The following is an 18,313-nucleotide window of genomic DNA, read 5'->3' on the forward strand; positions in this document are numbered from 1 at the left end:
TGAATATTGTAATTAATGACAGGAGAATGAAATGAGTAATATTTCTGCATTGCAGAAGGCCAGGTACAGCTACCAGCCCAAACTTCCCACAGCACTGAGAGGCGACATAACAAAAATAACCTGTTCCATGGGTGCCCCCACGGAATCCATCGCGGACCAGGCTGAAGTCAAAGCCCTTTTTGAAAATACCTACGGCGCCCCTATTGCCAGATTTACCGAAGGGTCCAATGATTTCGCGTCCAAAACCATTAACGCGGGAGTCATCCTTTCAGGCGGACAGGCCCCCGGCGGCCACAACGTTATTGCGGGAATTTACGATGCTCTGAAAAAAGCCAACAGCAGCAATAAACTCTTCGGATTTCTCCGCGGGCCTGATGGAATCATCAACGGCGATCTTGTAGAGATCGATGACAAGTTTATGAATGAATACCGCAACACCGGCGGATTCGATATGATCGGTTCGGGACGGACCAAACTGGAAACGGAAGAGCATTTCGAGAAATCCAGAAAAGTCTGCGAAGCCAACGGCATCAATTCGGTAATCATCATCGGCGGTGACGATTCCAACACGAACGGCGCGGTTCTCGCCGAATACTTTAAGAAGACAAATGCGGGCATCACTGTCGTCGGAGCTCCCAAGACCATCGACGGCGATCTGAAGAACGAATATATCGAAACCTCCTTCGGTTTCGACACCGCGACAAAAACATACTCCGAGCTTATCGGTAATATTGAAAAAGACGCCAACTCGGCGAAGAAATACTGGCACTTCATCAAACTGATGGGTAGAAGCGCCTCGCACATCGGTCTCGAATGCGCGCTCCAGACTCAGCCCAACATCTGCATCATCTCTGAAGAAGTCGAGAAAAAACAGATGACGCTGGCCCAGGTCGTGGAAGACGTAACCCAGGTTATCGTGAAGAGAGCCGCCAGGGGAGACAACTTCGGCGTGGCCCTCATTCCCGAAGGACTGATAGAATTTATCCCCGAAGTGGGTAAACTGATCGCCGAAATCAACGACCTTCTGGCCCATGACGCCGATGAGTTCGCCGCGCTCGAAGATGGGGAAGCACAGAAAACATGGCTGGCGGGAAAACTGTCAGCGGAAGCGGCTCCCGTATTCACTAGCCTTCCTGCGGGAATCCAGGCGCAGCTTCTTATGGACAGAGACCCCCACGGAAACGTTCAGGTTTCCCTTATCGAAACAGAAAAAATGATTATCGAAATGGTCGGAAAGAGACTGAAAGAGCTTAAAGCCGAAGGCAAATACAACGGCAAGTTCAGCACTCAGGCCCACTTCTTCGGATATGAAGGAAGATGCGCCTTCCCCTCCAACTTCGATGCGGACTATTGCTACTCTCTCGGTTATTCCGCCTTTATTCTTCTGGCTCAGGGACTGACCGGATACATTTCCAACGTGGCGGAACTTCACAAACCGGCCGACCAGTGGGTTGCCGGCGGCGTTCCCCTGACCATGATGATGAACATGGAGCAGAGACACGGACACATGAAGCCCGTTATAAAAAAGGCTCTGGTTGAACTGGACGGAGCGCCCTTCAAGCTCTTCGCTTCCCAGAGAGACAAATGGGCTGTGGAAACAGCTTACACATTCCCCGGCGCCATCCAGTACTACGGACCGACGGAAGTCTGCGATCAGCCTACCAAAACACTGCTTGCGGAAAAAGCATAACAATCTGATAATCGCGGGGAGGTTCACAGGAGCCTCCCTGTTTTATTTATGAGCCGATTGAAAAATTACTATGAAATACTGAATGTCGACCGTACCTCATCACAGGAACAGATAAAAGCGGCATTCCGCAAACTGGCTCAAATCCACCATCCCGACAAGAACTCCGGTTCATCGCGGTCCGGACTTATCTTCCGGTCTATCCACGAAGCCTACTCGATACTTTCCCGGGAAGAGAAGCGGAAACAGTACGACAATTATCTGGAAAACAGCAGGATCCAGCCGGTTCAGTCTGGCCCGGCTTCGGGTGCCACAGATGATGAATCGGCTGTAGAGACTCTCTGTTCACGGCTGAATTTCATTTTCTGGGAGATCGAGGATATTTTCACACCGGGGAAAAACAAAGCCGACCTTGATATCAGGAAGTACAGCGGCGCCAGTATAAGAAGATGGCTTCTGACAATACTGATTTTCATAGACCGCTGGGTCCTGACCCCTGCGGGATACGGGGATTACTTTTTCCAGGCCCGTCTGATTGACAACCGCCAGTCCTATGAAACCCTGACAAAGAGCTTCAATCCCTTCCATCACAATCCCTATATGAGCTTTAACGGGTATTTCTACAAGATCCGCTTGCGTCTGGATAAATTTATCAACGGAATCAGGCTGAGTGATCTTCAGGAAAAACTCCCCGGCTCGGAACTGACATTAATGGATTGCATTTACGAATCGCTCAATATGTCCTATCACTATCTGGGAGCCATACATATGATTTTGAGCGGGAAAAGCGAAACCGTTCCGCACTTTACCCATAAACCGGGATTTTCCGATCGGGAAAGCCCCATCCTCTTAAGCTGAGCCCCGATCCGATAGGGACTCCGTTCTGTGAAGACCGAAGAGACAAACCTCTCCTATGGCCGGGCTTTTTCCCTTGCCAATATTGTCTACCTGTTGTATAACGAAGTCATTCAGGTCGGCTGAAAAGCCGTGAAAAGGGAAACAGGTTGAAATCCTGTGCGGTCCCGCCACTGTAACGGAGTTTGACAGCTCCACATGCCACTGGAACTATTTGTATCCGGGAAGGCGGCTGTCATGATCCTCCGGAGCCAGGAGACCTGCCTGAATACAATACCCATAATGTCTGCGAGGTTCAGACCGGGTATGGCCTGTCTATTTTAACTAATAAACACCATACCCTCCTGACTGCAGTGCGGTTTTTTATAAAAGGCCGCCCAAGGAGAAACAACATGAAGAAAGCATCGATCTGGTTTATTTTACTGATGACCACGACGCTCTGGGCCGGAGGATCCCGGGAAAAAACGACAGAAGCGGAAACTCCGGTTCAATCCTATCCTCAGAGAATCATTTCCCTGTCACCTTCCACAACCGAAACCCTTTTCGCCATTGGCGCGGGCGACCAGGTCGTGGGAGTGACAAGCTACTGCAACTACCCGGCAGAGGCGGCGACACGGGAGATCATCGGCGGATTCTCCCCCAAGACTATCAGTATCGAAACAATAATCAGTCTCAATCCCGATCTGGTTATCGCCGGAGTTTCAGCCCATCAGCCCATTGCCGATACCCTTAAGGAAGCGGGAATTCCCGTTTTGTCCATTGAACCCAAATCAGTCGATGACGTTCGCTCGGTAATCGAAGAACTGGGAATGATAACCGGCCATGAGGAGCAGGGAAAAGCTCTTTCAGAAGAAATCGAAGAGAGAATAGAGGCCGTTCAGCAGAAACTGTCAAAGCTCGATGGCGACAGACTCCGGGTTTTCTACGAAGTGTGGGACGCGCCGCTCATGACAGCCGGACCGGAATCCTTCACGGGGCAGATGATAAGCTATGCCGGCGGTAACAATATCTTTACCGATGTGGAAGGAGACTATCCCCAGGTCAGCTCGGAAGAACTGGTAAGCCGCAACCCCCAGGCCATCATCGCATCGGAAACACATGGAGATAAACTCAACTCCGAAGCTCTAAGGGAAAGAGAAGGATGGGATGCGATTGATGCCTATATCAACGACAGAATCATACTTCTCGACGGGGATATCGTATCTCGCCCCGGCCCGAGAATGATAGAGGCGATCGAAATGATGGCCGAAGCCCTGTACCCGGAACTGTTCTGATATGAAACCGAGCCGGTATGTTCTGTCAATCAGCGTCCTTCTCTTACTGGTTCTGATCCTGGCCATTTTCTGCGTGGGAGCCGGAGCCGTATCCATCTCACCGGGAGAGGTTTTCAAAGTCCTCACCGGTGCGGTCAAAGAGGGAACCGATTACATAATCGTCATGAACTTCCGGCTGCCCCGGGTCATTCTGGCAGCGCTTATCGGCGGCGGTCTGGCTGCTGCCGGCGCCGCATTCCAGGGAATGTTCCGCAACCCCCTGGCCGATCCCTTCGTCGTCGGGGCTTCAGGCGGCGCGGCTCTTGGAGCCACCATGGCCATTGCCTTCGGTTTGTCCATACAGATAGGCCCGTTCAACTCCGTGCCGGTCGCGGCTTTCATCGGTTCGATCGGAGCTGTTTTTCTCGTCTATCTTATAGCGGAATCGGGGGAAAGCACTTCCACCGTCTCTCTTCTTCTGGCCGGAACGGCTCTCAGCACCATTTTGAGTTCTGCCGTTTCGCTGATTATGCTCTTGTCCGACAAGACGCTCCATGAAACCTATACCTGGCTTCTGGGAGGGTTATCGGGCAGAAGCTGGACAGATCTGACAGGAACGGCTCCTTTTATACTTTTGGGATGTCTGGCGCTCTGGCTCCTCTCCCGACCTCTCGATGCTCTGGCCAGCGGAGAGAAAACGGCCAGGAGTCTGGGACTGCCCATCAAGCGGACCAGAGCTCTCATCGTTCTTATGGCATCACTGACCACCGCAGCTTCTGTCGCTGCCGGCGGCATAATCGGATTCGTGGGCCTGGTCGCCCCTCATATGGCGAGGCTCTTTTTCGGATCATCTCACAGGCAGCTTATCCCCGCCAGCATGCTGACGGGGGCCCTGCTGCTGATGGCGGCCGATGTCATTGCCCGTACGGCCGTGGCTCCCATGGAGCTTCCGGCGGGAATTATTACATCGGTAACGGGGGGAGCGTTTTTTCTCTACCTCCTGAAAACCAGAAAGGGAGAACTAAGAGGCTGATATGAAAAGACTGGAAACGGAAAACCTGGATTGCGGTTACAGCGGACGGAATGTTCTGGAAAACATAAATCTTCACATTACCCCCGGTTCCATCCTGGGACTGATCGGACCGAACGGAGCGGGTAAAAGCACGCTGCTTAACACTCTGGCCCGTATGATAAAGCCTAAAAAGGGGAAAGTCATTCTGGCATCGAAAGACCTCTGGAAGATTTCCTCCCGGGAAGCCGCTTCGACAATGGCTTTCACGCCTCAGGATTCGGGAAGCGCATTACCGCTTACCATAAGACAGTTTGTCGCACTCGGCCGGGCTCCCCACCGGGGCTGGCTTCTTCCTTTTTCCTGCGAAGACCGGGATATTGTGGAGGATGCCCTTGAAAAAACCGGTCTCTCCGATCTGGCTGAACGCTGCATAACCGAATTGTCCGGAGGGGAACAGCAGCGCGCCGCCCTGGCCCGGGTACTGGCACAGGAACCGGAAGTCCTTCTTCTCGATGAACCGACATCCCACCTGGATATAAAATATCAGACGGAAATCCTCGATCTGGTGGCCAATCTGGCTCATGACAGAGGGATATCCGTTATTATCAGCATACACGATCTTAACACGGCGGCGCTCTATTCCGATCATCTGGCTCTCGTGGGAAAAGGCGGCATAGCTTCTTACGGAACTCCTGCTGATGTGCTGAAGGAAGAAATCATTTCCGAGGTATACGACATACCGGTTATTGTAACCAGTCACCCTCTGTTCGGAACGCCAATGGTTATGCCAGGCGCAAAAAGCAGGGCTGGTCAGAAGATTATCAATCTTTAGAATCGGTTCTTCCGCTTACACACGACTCATCTGTATTTATTCAGGATTGCTTCCACCGTCCCGTCTTCCATCATCTGACTCATGACCTTCTCAAAGGATTCAAGCCAATCGACTTTTGATGATTTTCTGGAAAATGCGAGAAAAAGATCTGTTGAAAAACCAGGTTTGAAACCGGTTAATTCCAGCCTGTCTCAGTAACCGAAGCGGGCGATATCGTAAGCCATGTTGGGATTTGTCCCCACAGCGAGTTCCAGACGGCCGAGAGCCAGCATATCGAGAATCTGCTTTTCAGATTTGAGATAGACTTTATTCAGGGATTCATCGGAATTAAAAGGTTCGAAATAGACCGAATCTCTGGAAAGCCCGATGGATTTATCGGCAAGATCGCCATACTCTCCAACAGAAGCCCCGGAACCTGTATGAGTGTAAAAAACCGGTTCTACCGATGTATAGGAAACAGGGACGTAAGATGCATATTCAGCTCTCTCTTCTGAATAGGCAAATCCTATGATTAAATCCGATCTTCCGGATTTAATCTCCTCAAGCGCTCTTGCCCAGGGACAGAATTCAACTTCTATTGTTATATCGAGTCGTCTTTCCAGTTCATTGATAATATCGATATCGATACCGCAGTCATCGCAGTCTCCTGGATTTTGGGAAATACGGAAAGGGGGCCATATCTCAGAGACAAGTGTGAAAGTAGTATTTTCAGCTCCAATCGGTATTATACTGAGAAAAAAGAGAATTATTCTTACAAGACGAACCATTGAGCTACCCTTCTCTAATTATTATACCTGATTGTGTAATAAATCAAATATGGGAGTTTTTTCCAACGGAATCATATCAGCTCAATTCCGGGGTTGTTTTATTGATTCCAGGCAACCCCGGGAGTTGTGGAGAGGTTAAATTCTACCAGTATTCGGGTTTCTTTAGCTCTTCCACACAATAGGTCCGGCCGGATATAGGATGAAGCTGATTACCCAGTAATGATTGAGCCAGCCATCCTTCGGGATAGGATAGTTTTAAAGGCGCCTTGATGATGTCTTCTGTTATCTTTTGAAATCCGACTTTTGAGTAAAAATTGATATCTCCGTAGGTAACAACTATTTCAATTCCCTCTTCCTTTAGTTTTCCAAGACCGTAGCGGATCAACTTCTGACCGATTCCCTGCCCCTGAAAATCGGTATGAACGGCCACCGGAGCCATAATAAAAGCCCTGGTGCCGTTGTCGAAGGCCAAACGTGAAAAGAAGATGCCCCCTACGATTTTCTGATCATCCATCGCCACAAAACCATAGAGATCTTCACTTTTTGTAGAAGTCATAAAATCGTAAGTCAAATCACCGATTAAGCGACCTTCACTCTCTCCTTCCGAATCTGTAAAGGTTTTAACAAACATTTCCCTGATTTCTTCAATCTGTTCCGAAGTGTAAATAGAAAAGTCCACGGATTCCCCCTTCATATAAGACCCTTACCTATGCTACAGGAAACCTACTCCACCGTTACCGATTTTGCCAGGTTCCGGGGCTGATCGATATCCCGGCCCAGAGCCAGAGCCGTGTAGTAGCCGAGCAGCTGACAGGGGACAATTGTCAGAAGAGGAGAAATGGCTTCATCCGATCCGGGAACGATAAAGATTTCATCGGCAAGATTTTCCAGATTGCTGTCTTTATAATTGGAAATAACAAAGACCTTGCCGCCCCGGGCTTTCACTTCCTGAATGTTGCTGATTGTCTTTTCCTGATAATCGCCGCTTGTACAGATGAATACGGAGGGCATTTCCTCGGAGATTAAGGCCAGCGGACCGTGTTTGAGCGATCCCGCGCTGTAAGCCTCCGCATGGATATAGCTGACTTCCTTCATTTTCAAAGCCGCTTCAAGGGCTACGGGATAGTTGATACCCCTACCCAGATAGAGTATGGATTGATAATCTTTGAGCTTTTCCGCCATATTCCGGAGCTCCGATCCCCGATCGAGGATATCCTGGATCTTTCCGGGAAGCGCTTTCAGCTCGGCAACCAGTTCGCGACCTCTGGACAGAGAGATATCCCTGGACCGTCCGATCATCAGAGCCATGAGTATGAGAACCGTCACCTGATTCGAAAAAGCCTTTGTGCTGGCTACAGAGATCTCCGATCCCGCATGAATATACACTCCGCCATCGGTCATTCTGGCCAGAGTCGAACCGACAGTGTTGACAAGCCCGACGACCCGTCCGCCTTTCTGCTGGATTTCCTGTATGGCCGCGATAGTATCTCTGGTTTCGCCGGACTGGCTTACGGCAACAAAAAGAGTGTCTTTATCGACAATGGGGTTCATTCCACACATTTCAGAAGCATCGGAGACTTCTACAGGAATGCGAGCCAGATCCTCTATAATGAACTTGCCAAGCTCACCGGCATAGTAAGCCGTCCCCATGGCGATGATATGGATTTTTTTGATATCGAAGAAATCCCGTTTCTCCAGATTGAGTCCCGCGAGAAGAGCCGAACCGAAGTCAGGAAGAAGACGTCCGCCTCGCCCCATGGCTCGGAAAACCGATTCAGGCTGTTCATGAATTTCCTTCAGGAGATAATGAGGATATCCCTCTTTCGTATGGTTTTCCGAAGCGACTTCCAGCTGTTCCACATCTCTGTCAATTTCCAGATTCTGGCTGTTGATGATCCTGTATCCCTTCGGATTGAGGATAACCATCTCCCCGTCATCGACAAATACGGCATGCTGGGTGTAACCGGCGAAGGCCATGGCATCGGAAGCCAGGAACATTTCATCCTTTCCGATTCCGATAACGAGGGGACTGCCGTTTCTCGCGGCGATAATAAGATCGGGATGATCTCTGAAGAGGAAAAGAAGACCATAGGTTCCGTTGATCATGGAAATGGCTTTGGAAACCGCCTGTTCAGGACCCAGATCAAGATATTTCTCCACCAGATGGGCAACGACTTCCGAGTCTGTCTCGCTTTTAAAAACATTACCTTCGGCAATAAGTTTCTCTTTCAGTCCGGCATAGTTGTCTATGATACCGTTATGGACGACGATAACCTCTTCCTTCGGTCCTGTATGGGGGTGGGCATTTTCCTGCGTGACGCCGCCATGGGTTGCCCATCGGGTGTGGGCTATACCGATTTTGGCGGTCAGATTATCTGTCAGCTGTTTCTCGAGCATGGCGAGTTTGCCTTTCTCTTTTATGACTTTGACTTTTTTTCTGTGAACGATACCGATTCCCGATGAATCGTATCCTCTGTATTCGAGCTGCTTAAGCCCCTGCATAAGAACGGGAACCGCGTCCCTTTCTCCCAGATAACCGACTATTCCGCACATAATGTTCTCCTTTTCGCTGTTTCCCGGATCTTCAATTTATCCGTAAATGACCCTTCTTATCTGTCTCAGACTCATTTGAGGGCCGGCAAATGGTCTGGATTGAAGCTCCCTCTGAATCTTTCTGTATATTTCCTCATTTCTCAGTCCCCGCTTCTGAAGCTGTCGATGACGCTGGACTATGAACTCCTGCGGAGCTTTGAGAAAGTATTCTCCCAGATCATCGAGAAGATGACTGAGAAGAGATTCGTCTATGGGATAAGATGAAAGCAGATATTGCCTGAATGATTCTTCAAGTTCCATTTTTGCCATTATTGTATATATAGCCCTATTTAAAACATTTTTCCATAAAAAGCACCGAAATCGGGTATTAAATAGCAAATATTTACCCGAATTAGGGCAGATTATATATCTTTTCCAGCTAAAATTTCATTTAGAGAATTATTTATTTAGCATATGCACAAACATTTGACCATCGGGTCTGCCTGTGTTAGGTTCAGAAAGAAACATAAAGGAGTTTACTATGGCCAAATTACCCCGTACGGTTATCGATGCCTGGGACAGAATGGATGGTCCCGTCATATTTACGACAGTGGACAGCAAAGGGAAACCCAATGCCATTTATGCCACATGCGTTTCACGCTATGGCGAAGACCGGCTGATCGTGGCAGATAATTATTTTGCAAAAACGAGAGACAATATCCTGGAGGGATCAACCGGTTCAATTCTCTTTATCACCGAAGATAAAAAGGCTTATCAGATAAAGGGCTCAGTGGAATACCACAAAGAAGGACCGGTTTTTGAAGACATGAAAAAATGGAATCCGGAAAAACATCCCGGACACGCTGCCGCCGCCTTGAAAGTGGAAGAAGTCTATTCGGGCAGTGAAAAACTTCTGTAAAAAGAAGAACCGCCTTTTTCAGGCGGTTCCCTTCATCTATCTGACTGATATGATTACAGATCCCTGTAGCAGAACCACCAGTCATAGCCTTCGTACTTCTTCAGTCTTTCTGCCGCATCCTTCTGATTGTTGGGCGGAGGAATAATCACTTTATCCTGGATAAGATCGTTTTCAGGCCAGTTCGCCGGTACGGCCACTCCGTTGTTATCAGAAACCTGGAGAGCTTTGACGGCACGGACGATTTCATCCATATTTCTTCCGATCTCCTGGGGATAATAGATAGTCAGTCTGACTTTACCTTCCGGGTCGATGACGAATACGGCGCGGACTGTGTTGGTTCCTTTTCCGGGATGGAGAAGCCCCAGTTTATTGGCTATGGTATCGTTGGCGGCAATAACGGGATAGGTTATCTCCACATCCAGTTTTTCCTTGATCCACTCAACCCATTTGATATGGCTGAAGATCTGGTCCACTGACATCCCGATCAGTTCAACACCCATTTTGCTCAGCTCTTCCGCTTTTCTCTGGAAACCGACAAACTCGGTCGTACAGACAGGAGTAAAATCGGCGGGATGGCTGAAGAGGACAAACCATTTCCCTTTATAGTCTCCGGGCAGATTTTTAGGCCCGTGAGTTGTCGCTACTGTCATTTCGGGAAAGGCATCTCCCAGCAAAGGCATGTTAATTGTTTTTTCTTCCATTTTTGTTCTCCTTGGTAATTTTCAATTTCATATACATCTCATATTGCAAAGGGCATGCCAACTTTATTAGGCAGACAAAAACCTTAAGCTGATGCACAACAGTTCATTATATTTACAAAACAACGATATATCGGTTATGATTGTAACGAAATATCGGTCTGACGATATTTCGTGGAGGTTAGTCTCATGGAAGATCAGCTTATCGATGTTCATCCCGACAGAGTGCTGGATCTTATACTCCAGTCTCTAGAAGAACTGCTCAATTATGAGCTTGCTGTTATTTTAAAATTGAATGACAGTTCCCACTTGACCGTTGAAAGAGCAGCAGGGCCGCTGGTTAACGACAAACTCAAATCCTATAAAATCGATCTGCTCAAAAGACAGGATCTGGCTCAGATATTAAAGCGCAACGAACCCCATCTCTTTGACGAGGATCTGGAACACGAGGATACCTATGTCAATATAGTTGATCTGCCGGATTCCCATTCCTGTCTGGTCGCGCCTTTATATGTAAAAGACTATCTGCTGGGAATGCTGACACTGGATAACAGAGCCTGCGGCGTATTTTCTCCGGCCATAGTCAATTTTGTCGGGACCATATCAAAACTCATTGCCGTCATAATCGCCCAGAAGGATTCTTCTATTGCCTTGATTACCAGAAACAAAGATCTCATTGAGGAAAGGAACTTTCTTCTCCGACCGGAAGAAAGCGTTTTCAGCGATATCTACGGGAATTCACCGGAATGGCAACGCGTTCTGGAATGCATAAGGACAGTGGCCGCTTCAGATCTCCCGGTTCTGATTCAGGGAGAAACAGGAACGGGAAAAGAAGTGGTGGCCCGGAAAATTCACGATCTGAGTTCCAGAAGCGGCAAGCCCTTTATTACGCTCAATTGTTCCGCCCTCAACGCCGGCCTGGCGGAAAGCGAACTTTTCGGCCATGAAAAAGGAGCCTTTACATCAGCGGTAATCCGCCGGAAAGGCCGTTTTGAACTGGCAGACGGAGGAACCCTTTTTCTCGATGAAATAGCCGATCTTCCGGCGGAAATACAGCCGAAAATCCTCAGAACACTCCAGGAAGGGACTTATGAAAGAGTCGGCGGCGAAAAAACCTTGCATTGTGATGTCCGGGTGATAGCCGCAAGCAATAAAGATCTCAAAGAACAAGTCGAGAAAGAACTGTTCAGAGAGGACCTCTACTACAGACTGGGCGTCTTTCCTCTTTTTCTTCCCCCGCTCCGGGACAGAGGCGAGGATGTCATCGTCATAGCGGAACAGTTACTGAATAATCTCCGGGAAAGCGAAGCGTACCGGCATCATTATTTCTCATCCGATGCCATAGAGAGCCTCCTCTCCTATTCCTGGCCGGGAAACGTAAGAGAACTGCAGAATGTGATCCGCCGATCGGCCCTGATGGCGGCTGACGGAATAATCAGGAAAGAGCATCTGTCTCCGGGCGGAGGGAAACTACCCGGTCCCGGTCGCAAAGATGCAAATGCGAAAAAAACACAAAAACCTGATATGCCGTTCGTCACTATGGACGAAGCGGTAAAGCAGCATATAGAAATGGCCTTGAAATTGTCAGACGGGAAAATATACGGCAGCGGCGGGGCTGCGGAATTGCTGGGAATGAAGCCGACGACGCTTCAAAGCCGGATGAAGAAGCTGGGGATGATGTAGAAAAAGGGGGTATCCGAAATACCCCCTTCATATAAAATTTATTTACCCGACACAGACAAAGCCTTCACATAAATAGAAGGCGAACTGAATTCGGCGTAATCGTTGAAGCGGTTATTATCCGCCACGGCTATGATATTTTTTATAAGATCATAAAAATTCCCGGCGACGGTGATGTTCTTAATGGCTTTACCTTTTTTGCCATTTTCAATGAGAAAACCTTTTGCCGCCAGAGAGAAGTCTCCGCTGATCTGGTTCAGTCCCGCGTGAAGACCCTCTACATCAGTTATATAAATTCCCCCTTCCGCTTCGCCGAAAAGAGATTCTTCTTTTTTATCCGAAGGCTGAAGATAGGGAGAGTAGAGCTTTGTGGAAAGAGGAGACGAATATCCGCGGCTCCCGTTCCCTGTCGATTCCACGCCGCTGCGCTTCGCACTGTAGAGATTGTGAAGCTCCGTTTCAAAAACGCCATTGCGGATGAGATACTGAGTCGAAGCTTCAACACCTTCATCATCGAAAGAAGCCGCTCCCATGCTGAATATGGACGGGTCGTCAATAATATTGATATGCGATGCGGCTATAAGCTGGCCGAGTTTGCCTTCCAGCTTTGACCGGCCTTTCTGTATATTCTCACCGAAGAAAGCGCTTCCGGCGGAATTAATGAAAGCCCCGAGGAGACTGGATGCCGTGGATGCGGAAAAAATGACGGGATAGCTGCCGGAATCAATTTCTTCGGCATTGAGCTTGCAAAGAGCATCCTCTGCGGCCAGTTCCGCGATCTTCTTCGGATCGAGATCGGCAAAGTTCTTTTCCCCCTGGAAGTAGAAACCGACAGACGTATCCTTGCCGTCGGAAGCCATAAGGTAGGCGTAGGCATAACAGAGAGAAGCTTTTTCGGTTTTACACAGGCCGTAAGAGTTGGCTACAATCCGCTCATTGGCCACATCGCTGTATATCGCTTCCGGTACGTTTATGATTCTCTCATCATAGGCTTTGGCGTATTTTTCGATTTCCAGAGCCAGCTCTTTTTTCTGCTCGACCGAAACCTTGTGGAGATCAGCGCTTTTAAAACGGTCATAAACCCTTTCCTCATCGCTCTCGAAAATGGCGTATCCCTTATCATCGGGAATGTATGTGGCGTTTTCCCTGGCTTTATCCAGTGAGACAGCAATATTCTCCCCGTTTACTTTTTCCGTAAAGGAAAGCCCCATTTTGTTGCCAAGAACCACTCTGGCGCCAAGTCCCGATGTTTCGGCGTAGGAGAATGAAGCTATTTCGCCTTCGTGAGCTTTTATACTGGTTTTAGAAGAGGAGGAAAAATAGATTTCCGCAGCTTCTTCGAATTTTCTATCTTTTAAGGCTTTTTTTACAAGTTCTGCGTTGCTGCTCATCATAACCCCTCCTGTCCGCCGACGACCAGACCGGTCACTTTTATGGGCGGCTGGCCTACATTGGCGGGAATGGACCCCGATTCGGAACCGCACATTCCCGTACCGTAATCGAGATTTCTTCCCACCATTTCGATATTCTGAATAATGTCCGACCCCTTTCCGATAAGAGAAGCCCCTTTGACAGGCCGATCGATTTTTCCGTTCTTAATCAGATAAGCCTCGGCAACGGCAAAGTTGAAATCTGTTGTCGGAGGGTTCACTGATCCGCCGCCCATATTGCGGCAGTAGAGCCCGTTGTCGATAGTGGAAATCATTTCCTCGAGCGTGCTGTTTCCCGGAGCGATGAACGTGTTGGTCATACGCGATGTGGGTGCATATTTGTATGACTCTTTTCTTCCGCTTCCTGTAACGGGATGATTCATCTTCAAGGATCCAAGCTTATCGACCATATAGGATTTGAGAATCCCGTTCTCGATCAGGACGTTTTTCTGAGTCGGCATCCCCTCGTCATCGAAGTTCTGGGAACCCCACTCATTGGGAAGGGTTCCGTCATCAATGGCCGTGACAATGGGATTGGCGATCTGCTGTCCCAGTTTGCCGCAGAAGACCGACGCGTTATCCGCAACAGCCGTGGCCTCAAGCGCATGGCCGCAGGCTTCATGAAAGATAACGCCTCCGAAAGCATTATCCATAACCACCGGCATTTTCCCCTGAGGAGCCGCTCCCGCTTCAAGGGAGACAAGGGCTATCCGCGCGGCTTCCTCGGCGATGGATTCGGGAGTATAGCGGTCGAAGAGCTCAAATCCCAGAGCCTTGCCGGGCCCGAAAAAGCCTGTTTCCTTTTTATCGCCTTCTACACCGACGGCCGTAACCGCCAGACGGGTGCGGATTCTTTTGTCATTGACGAGCCTGCCTTCCGATGTGGCGATCGTTACGTTCTGGGAGTTATCCCAGTAGCGGACAATGACTTCCTGAATTTTAGACGAATGATCTCTCGCTGCGGTATCGGCGCGGGAAAGAATCTCGAGTTTGTCTCTCAGGTCAACCGATGAAGGGAGAATCCTGATGTTGTGGGCATTGGAGAGAGAAACAGGAGTCAGATCTCCAAGATTCCCCCGTTTATCATATTTTACAGCCTGAGCGACTGTTTCGGCCAGATTGAGGAGCTTCTGCTCATCGGCATTGCTGGCATAGAGATAGACGCTTTTTCCGCCCATAATCACCCGGATACCCGCTCCGGCTATAAGACCTGTATTTATGGACTTGACTTTGCCGCTGTCGAAGAGAAGAACCGTGTCATTCGTATCTTCCACGAATACATCGGCGTAATCGCCTCCGTTCTTCAGAGCCATGGACAGAAGCTTGTTATAGAATTCCTGTGAGTACATAGCTAATCCTTTTGAAATAAGTTGATACAAATCTAACACTCATAGGTTCAGCAGTCAAATAATGAACAAAAATAAAAAACCGGCAGTATCATTCATGCCCCTGAAAAGATACTACCGGTCTGATAAAATAAATTAGACGAACTAAAGCAGCGAAACGGCCAGTAAAAACCATCCCGCATGGGGGATCCACTGTTCACCCCAGCGCCACGAATGATCTCCGAGCTGTCCCGCACCCCGGGGAGCGAAATCGATATCTTCCTCATCGTCAAACCCGGAAGTTATGCCGTTGCAGATCCCTCCGGGATTATTGATAAAGTCTCTCTCATAAGGAGGATTGTTGGCACCGTGCCCCTGCATCATGCACATATTGAAAGGGTTGCATCCCAGAATCCAGTTGAGCTGGTCCAGGGCGTAGGTTCTTAAATCAACAGTCAACTGACTCTCTTCTTTAAACAACCGGGCACTCTTTAAGGCCGCCGAAGCCAGCGATGCGAGCCTCGCATTCTCCCCCTGCCACCAATAACCCGAAGGGTTGTTATGGGGGATGAAAAATGCTCCCGATGCTTCACGGTCTTCCGCCTTTGTATACTGGCGGGCATAACCGAAAGGATTATTCACTTCTCCGGTAATTGACAGTTCAAACTCCATGATTTTCCTGACAGCGCTTAAAACCGAATCTCTGTCTTTCCGATCCGCCGATGAGGCGCACTCGAGATAACGGATTAAAGATAGAACGGGAAGCCCCGCTTCGGCCGCATGAAAATAAGGTCTGTCCTGTCCATCGGCGCTGATCCATCCGCTGTAGGGGCCGTCTGACCTCACCCGCCCCGACAGGCTGGCCGCTCTTTTTTCCGCAGCATCGAGAAAACGCTTTTCGCCGGTAAGGGCAAACAATTCCGATGCGGCCAGAAGAGCGCAATAATCGTCTATGACATTCTCTCTTCCATCGTCCAGGTAGGAAATATTATGCTCTTCCAGATGGTCGAATCCCCGGACGGCCGCTTTGAGGTAGTCATCGCGACCGTAATCCCCTTCCGCTCCAATCGCCGCGGTTCTCGCCAGGAGAGCTATGGCTACCCCTCCGCCCTGACGGTATCCGGCCTGATAGGATTCCCATCTCTTTCCATCCTGACCCGTATAGGAACAGAGCATCCTTTTCTTCAGATCTTTCGACCACTGATCGAAGAGCGTCATATAAAAAAAGCCCGACGGATCCTGCATGCGCATGATAAAATCTGAACCCTGGAGAATCTCTTCGATAAAGCGCTTCTCCATTTCGCTGCCGGTCAGCTTTCCCGCGGCCCTCATTTCTTCAAGTGCATCTATCATATTCCAGGCAACCATGGGAATCTGCTGGGGATTGAGATAATTGGCATAGCTGAGATGGCTCAGATATTTGCTCGTATCGCCCGATGCATCATACCAGCCGCCGTGGGCATCGACAGTTTTATCTGTTCCGAATAGGGGAACAGCGCTGTCCTGCCTGTCGTAATTGCCGGAAGAACGCATGCTTTTGAAATAGTAGAGAAGATCGGAAATTGTGGTCTCCCGCAGCAAATCTTCACCTATGCGAAAGGGCTCGGATGTTATAATCTTCCCATCCGCATTCATTTGGAAAAAGTACCGGCCGATTTCCTTAATTTCGGAAAAATCAATAATGAGAAAGTTCCAGTCTTTCCATCGGGCGACCCCTCCTTTCTGCTGAGGCTGCCCGGTCCAGACAACGGCTCCGGATTCCCTGTTTACAAGAGAAACGGCCGATGTCGCCAGCTTTTCCGGTCCTTCTATAACGGCTTGCTTTCTGTCCTCCGGACCGTAGCCGATATGGTTAACAAAAATGTTCATATTTTATACCCTTATTCATTTTATCTTATCTATTTTCACGTAAAAACTAATTCAACAATAGCATAAACCACCAATTCTGGCAAGTTTGATACAGACTTTTCACGATTGCATGTGCGGAATACGGAGGCCTGGACTTCCTTTGTCCAGTTTTCGCCAATCATTTTTCCAGAACTTTATCTTCCATTATAGAAGAACCGTCCTTTTTCCTCTATGGACATCAGCTAATCGAATCATTACTATTCAATACATGAACATGAAGCGGCTCATGAGAACTGCAGTTTTTATTTCCATCCTGATTCCGGCAGCATCCTGTCTCATTCCTCCTGAAACCGAAGGAGAAGATGATACAGCTGGTTCTGAAATGCCGCCTTTTTCCCGGAATTTCCAGGAAGAGCAATACAGGATCCCCGGAGATTTTGATTTTGATGCTACCGTGGCGCGCTGGCACGGTTTCAGCCGGGCCGCAGCTTCTCTGACTTTTGATGACGGCACTTATGATCAATACTCGACTGCCTGGCCGGTACTGGAGGAAAAAGGGGTCAAAGGAACGTTCTATCTGGCTGCGGGACTGATCGGCACAGGAATCTGGAACGATCACGGAACCAGCAGAAGAATGATGTCCTGGCAGGAAGCCTCGGAAATAGCCGCTTCGGGCCATGAGATCGGAAGCCACAGCATGAGCCATATTGATTTGAGTCGCGGAGAGATCGATTTCGATCTTGAATTCAGAGAGAGCCGCAATCTGATCGAAGCAGAAATTCCCGGAACTGTTGTGGAAACTTTCTGCTGGCCTCATTGGAGAGAAACCGATGAGACCATGAAGGCCGCATCGCAATACTATATCTCCGCACGATCCGGTAATGGTGTAATTTCCTATTATTATGACAGAAAAGGGGGAATACCCTCTGATCCGCCGATGAATATGTACTCCGTCAATGCTCTTGGAATTCTCAACGGTCACAGCTCCGATCAGTGGATGGGTGTGGCGGAAGATATTCTCAACAGAGGGTCCTGGTTCGTCACCTCTTTCCACGGTGTTCAGTCGCTGCGCGCCGGTGAAGATGAACTGGGCTGGAGCGCTCTCCCGGAAAAAGACTTTAGAATTATTGTTGACTATATAATCGGGAGGGGATTCTGGATAGAAACTTTCGCAACGGTATCAAAGTACATATATGAGAGAGATGCCGCTGATCTCCATATAAAAAATTCTTCCGATTCCCTGATTCTGACTCTGGATGATGATCTGGATGATTCCGAATACGATATCCCCCTGTCTCTAAGCCTCAGTATCCCTGAGAACTGGGAAAGCGCAGAAGCGTACGATTCGGAAGGCGGCAGGATCCGAAGCCGCATTAATGGCGGCAAACTTTTTCTCGATATTCCCCCTGACGGGAACAGTGTTATAATAAAACCGTATTGACGGAAATCCATAAGACTATACAATGGTAGTAACG

At 48.9% G+C, this 18,313-nt stretch carries 16 protein-coding genes and 1 riboswitch; of the genes, 8 read left to right on the top strand and 8 right to left on the bottom strand.

Annotation, left to right across the window (positions count from 1 at the left end; translation table 11 throughout):
* Nucleotides 1-31 precede the first annotated feature (31 nt).
* From HNR50_RS17680 to HNR50_RS17700, 5 genes are all read left to right on the top strand, one after another.
* The gene (locus tag HNR50_RS17680) at nt 32-1,690 is read left to right on the top strand and encodes a diphosphate--fructose-6-phosphate 1-phosphotransferase (RefSeq protein ID WP_184748124.1); all 1,659 of its coding nucleotides are present in this window, start codon (nt 32-34) and stop codon (nt 1,688-1,690) included.
* A gap of 48 nt (nt 1,691-1,738) precedes the next feature.
* On the top strand, nt 1,739-2,545 hold the full coding sequence (locus tag HNR50_RS17685) for a J domain-containing protein (RefSeq protein ID WP_184748125.1): 807 nt from the start codon (nt 1,739-1,741) through the stop codon (nt 2,543-2,545).
* A gap of 95 nt (nt 2,546-2,640) precedes the next feature.
* A riboswitch (cobalamin riboswitch) is annotated at nt 2,641-2,824 on the top strand.
* A 110-nt stretch (nt 2,825-2,934) separates the two neighbouring features.
* Nucleotides 2,935-3,816: an ABC transporter substrate-binding protein gene (locus HNR50_RS17690; protein WP_184748126.1), complete on the top strand. Its 882-nt coding sequence runs from the start codon at nt 2,935-2,937 to the stop codon at nt 3,814-3,816.
* A 1-nt stretch (nt 3,817) separates the two neighbouring features.
* Nucleotides 3,818-4,828, top strand: coding sequence for a FecCD family ABC transporter permease (locus tag HNR50_RS17695; protein WP_184748127.1), 1,011 nt, complete (start codon nt 3,818-3,820; stop codon nt 4,826-4,828).
* 1 nt (nt 4,829) lies between these two features.
* On the top strand, nt 4,830-5,639 hold the full coding sequence (locus HNR50_RS17700) for an ABC transporter ATP-binding protein (protein ID WP_184748128.1): 810 nt from the start codon (nt 4,830-4,832) through the stop codon (nt 5,637-5,639).
* A 191-nt stretch (nt 5,640-5,830) separates the two neighbouring features.
* Here HNR50_RS17700 and HNR50_RS17705 read toward each other — a convergent pair whose 3' ends face one another.
* From HNR50_RS17705 to HNR50_RS17720, 4 genes are all read right to left on the bottom strand, one after another.
* Nucleotides 5,831-6,406, bottom strand: coding sequence for a substrate-binding periplasmic protein (locus HNR50_RS17705; protein ID WP_184748129.1), 576 nt, complete (start codon nt 6,404-6,406; stop codon nt 5,831-5,833).
* Nucleotides 6,407-6,548: 142 nt separating this feature from the next.
* Entirely contained in the window at nt 6,549-7,085 is a 537-nt protein-coding gene (locus tag HNR50_RS17710) for a GNAT family N-acetyltransferase (protein WP_184748130.1), read from the bottom strand.
* Between the two features lie 44 nt (nt 7,086-7,129).
* A complete protein-coding gene (gene glmS, locus HNR50_RS17715) occupies nt 7,130-8,959 on the bottom strand; it encodes a glutamine--fructose-6-phosphate transaminase (isomerizing) (protein ID WP_184748131.1) in 1,830 nt (609 codons plus the stop codon).
* A gap of 36 nt (nt 8,960-8,995) precedes the next feature.
* On the bottom strand, nt 8,996-9,268 hold the full coding sequence (locus HNR50_RS17720; protein WP_184748132.1) for a hypothetical protein: 273 nt from the start codon (nt 9,266-9,268) through the stop codon (nt 8,996-8,998).
* Nucleotides 9,269-9,479: 211 nt separating this feature from the next.
* Between HNR50_RS17720 and HNR50_RS17725 the strand changes: the two genes are divergently transcribed.
* On the top strand, nt 9,480-9,857 hold the full coding sequence (locus HNR50_RS17725; RefSeq protein ID WP_184748133.1) for a pyridoxamine 5'-phosphate oxidase family protein: 378 nt from the start codon (nt 9,480-9,482) through the stop codon (nt 9,855-9,857).
* A gap of 53 nt (nt 9,858-9,910) precedes the next feature.
* Here the strand turns inward: HNR50_RS17725 and HNR50_RS17730 are convergent, their stop codons facing one another.
* The gene (locus HNR50_RS17730) at nt 9,911-10,558 is read right to left on the bottom strand and encodes a peroxiredoxin (protein WP_184748134.1); all 648 of its coding nucleotides are present in this window, start codon (nt 10,556-10,558) and stop codon (nt 9,911-9,913) included.
* A gap of 186 nt (nt 10,559-10,744) precedes the next feature.
* On the opposite strand from HNR50_RS17730, the gene HNR50_RS17735 reads away from it, so the two are divergent.
* Nucleotides 10,745-12,238, top strand: coding sequence for a sigma-54-dependent Fis family transcriptional regulator (locus HNR50_RS17735; protein WP_184748135.1), 1,494 nt, complete (start codon nt 10,745-10,747; stop codon nt 12,236-12,238).
* 38 nt (nt 12,239-12,276) lie between these two features.
* Here the strand turns inward: HNR50_RS17735 and HNR50_RS17740 are convergent, their stop codons facing one another.
* The 3 genes from HNR50_RS17740 to HNR50_RS17750 all read right to left on the bottom strand — a co-directional run bounded on the left by HNR50_RS17740 (nt 12,277) and on the right by HNR50_RS17750 (nt 16,859).
* The gene (locus HNR50_RS17740) at nt 12,277-13,629 is read right to left on the bottom strand and encodes a TldD/PmbA family protein (RefSeq protein WP_184748136.1); all 1,353 of its coding nucleotides are present in this window, start codon (nt 13,627-13,629) and stop codon (nt 12,277-12,279) included.
* Complete coding sequence (locus HNR50_RS17745) at nt 13,626-15,014, bottom strand: TldD/PmbA family protein (protein ID WP_184748137.1); 1,389 nt, start codon at nt 15,012-15,014, stop codon at nt 13,626-13,628. Before HNR50_RS17745 ends, HNR50_RS17740 begins: the two co-directional genes overlap by 4 nt.
* A gap of 141 nt (nt 15,015-15,155) precedes the next feature.
* Nucleotides 15,156-16,859, bottom strand: a complete 1,704-nt coding sequence (locus HNR50_RS17750; RefSeq protein ID WP_184748138.1) for a glycoside hydrolase family 9 protein — start codon at nt 16,857-16,859, stop codon at nt 15,156-15,158.
* 247 nt (nt 16,860-17,106) lie between these two features.
* Here HNR50_RS17750 and HNR50_RS17755 point away from each other — a divergent pair, with 247 nt between their 5' ends.
* On the top strand, nt 17,107-18,279 hold the full coding sequence (locus tag HNR50_RS17755; protein ID WP_184748139.1) for a polysaccharide deacetylase family protein: 1,173 nt from the start codon (nt 17,107-17,109) through the stop codon (nt 18,277-18,279).
* Nucleotides 18,280-18,313 lie beyond the last annotated feature (34 nt).

Source organism: Spirochaeta isovalerica (assembly GCF_014207565.1).
GTDB lineage: Bacteria > Spirochaetota > Spirochaetia > DSM-2461 > DSM-2461 > Spirochaeta_F > Spirochaeta_F isovalerica.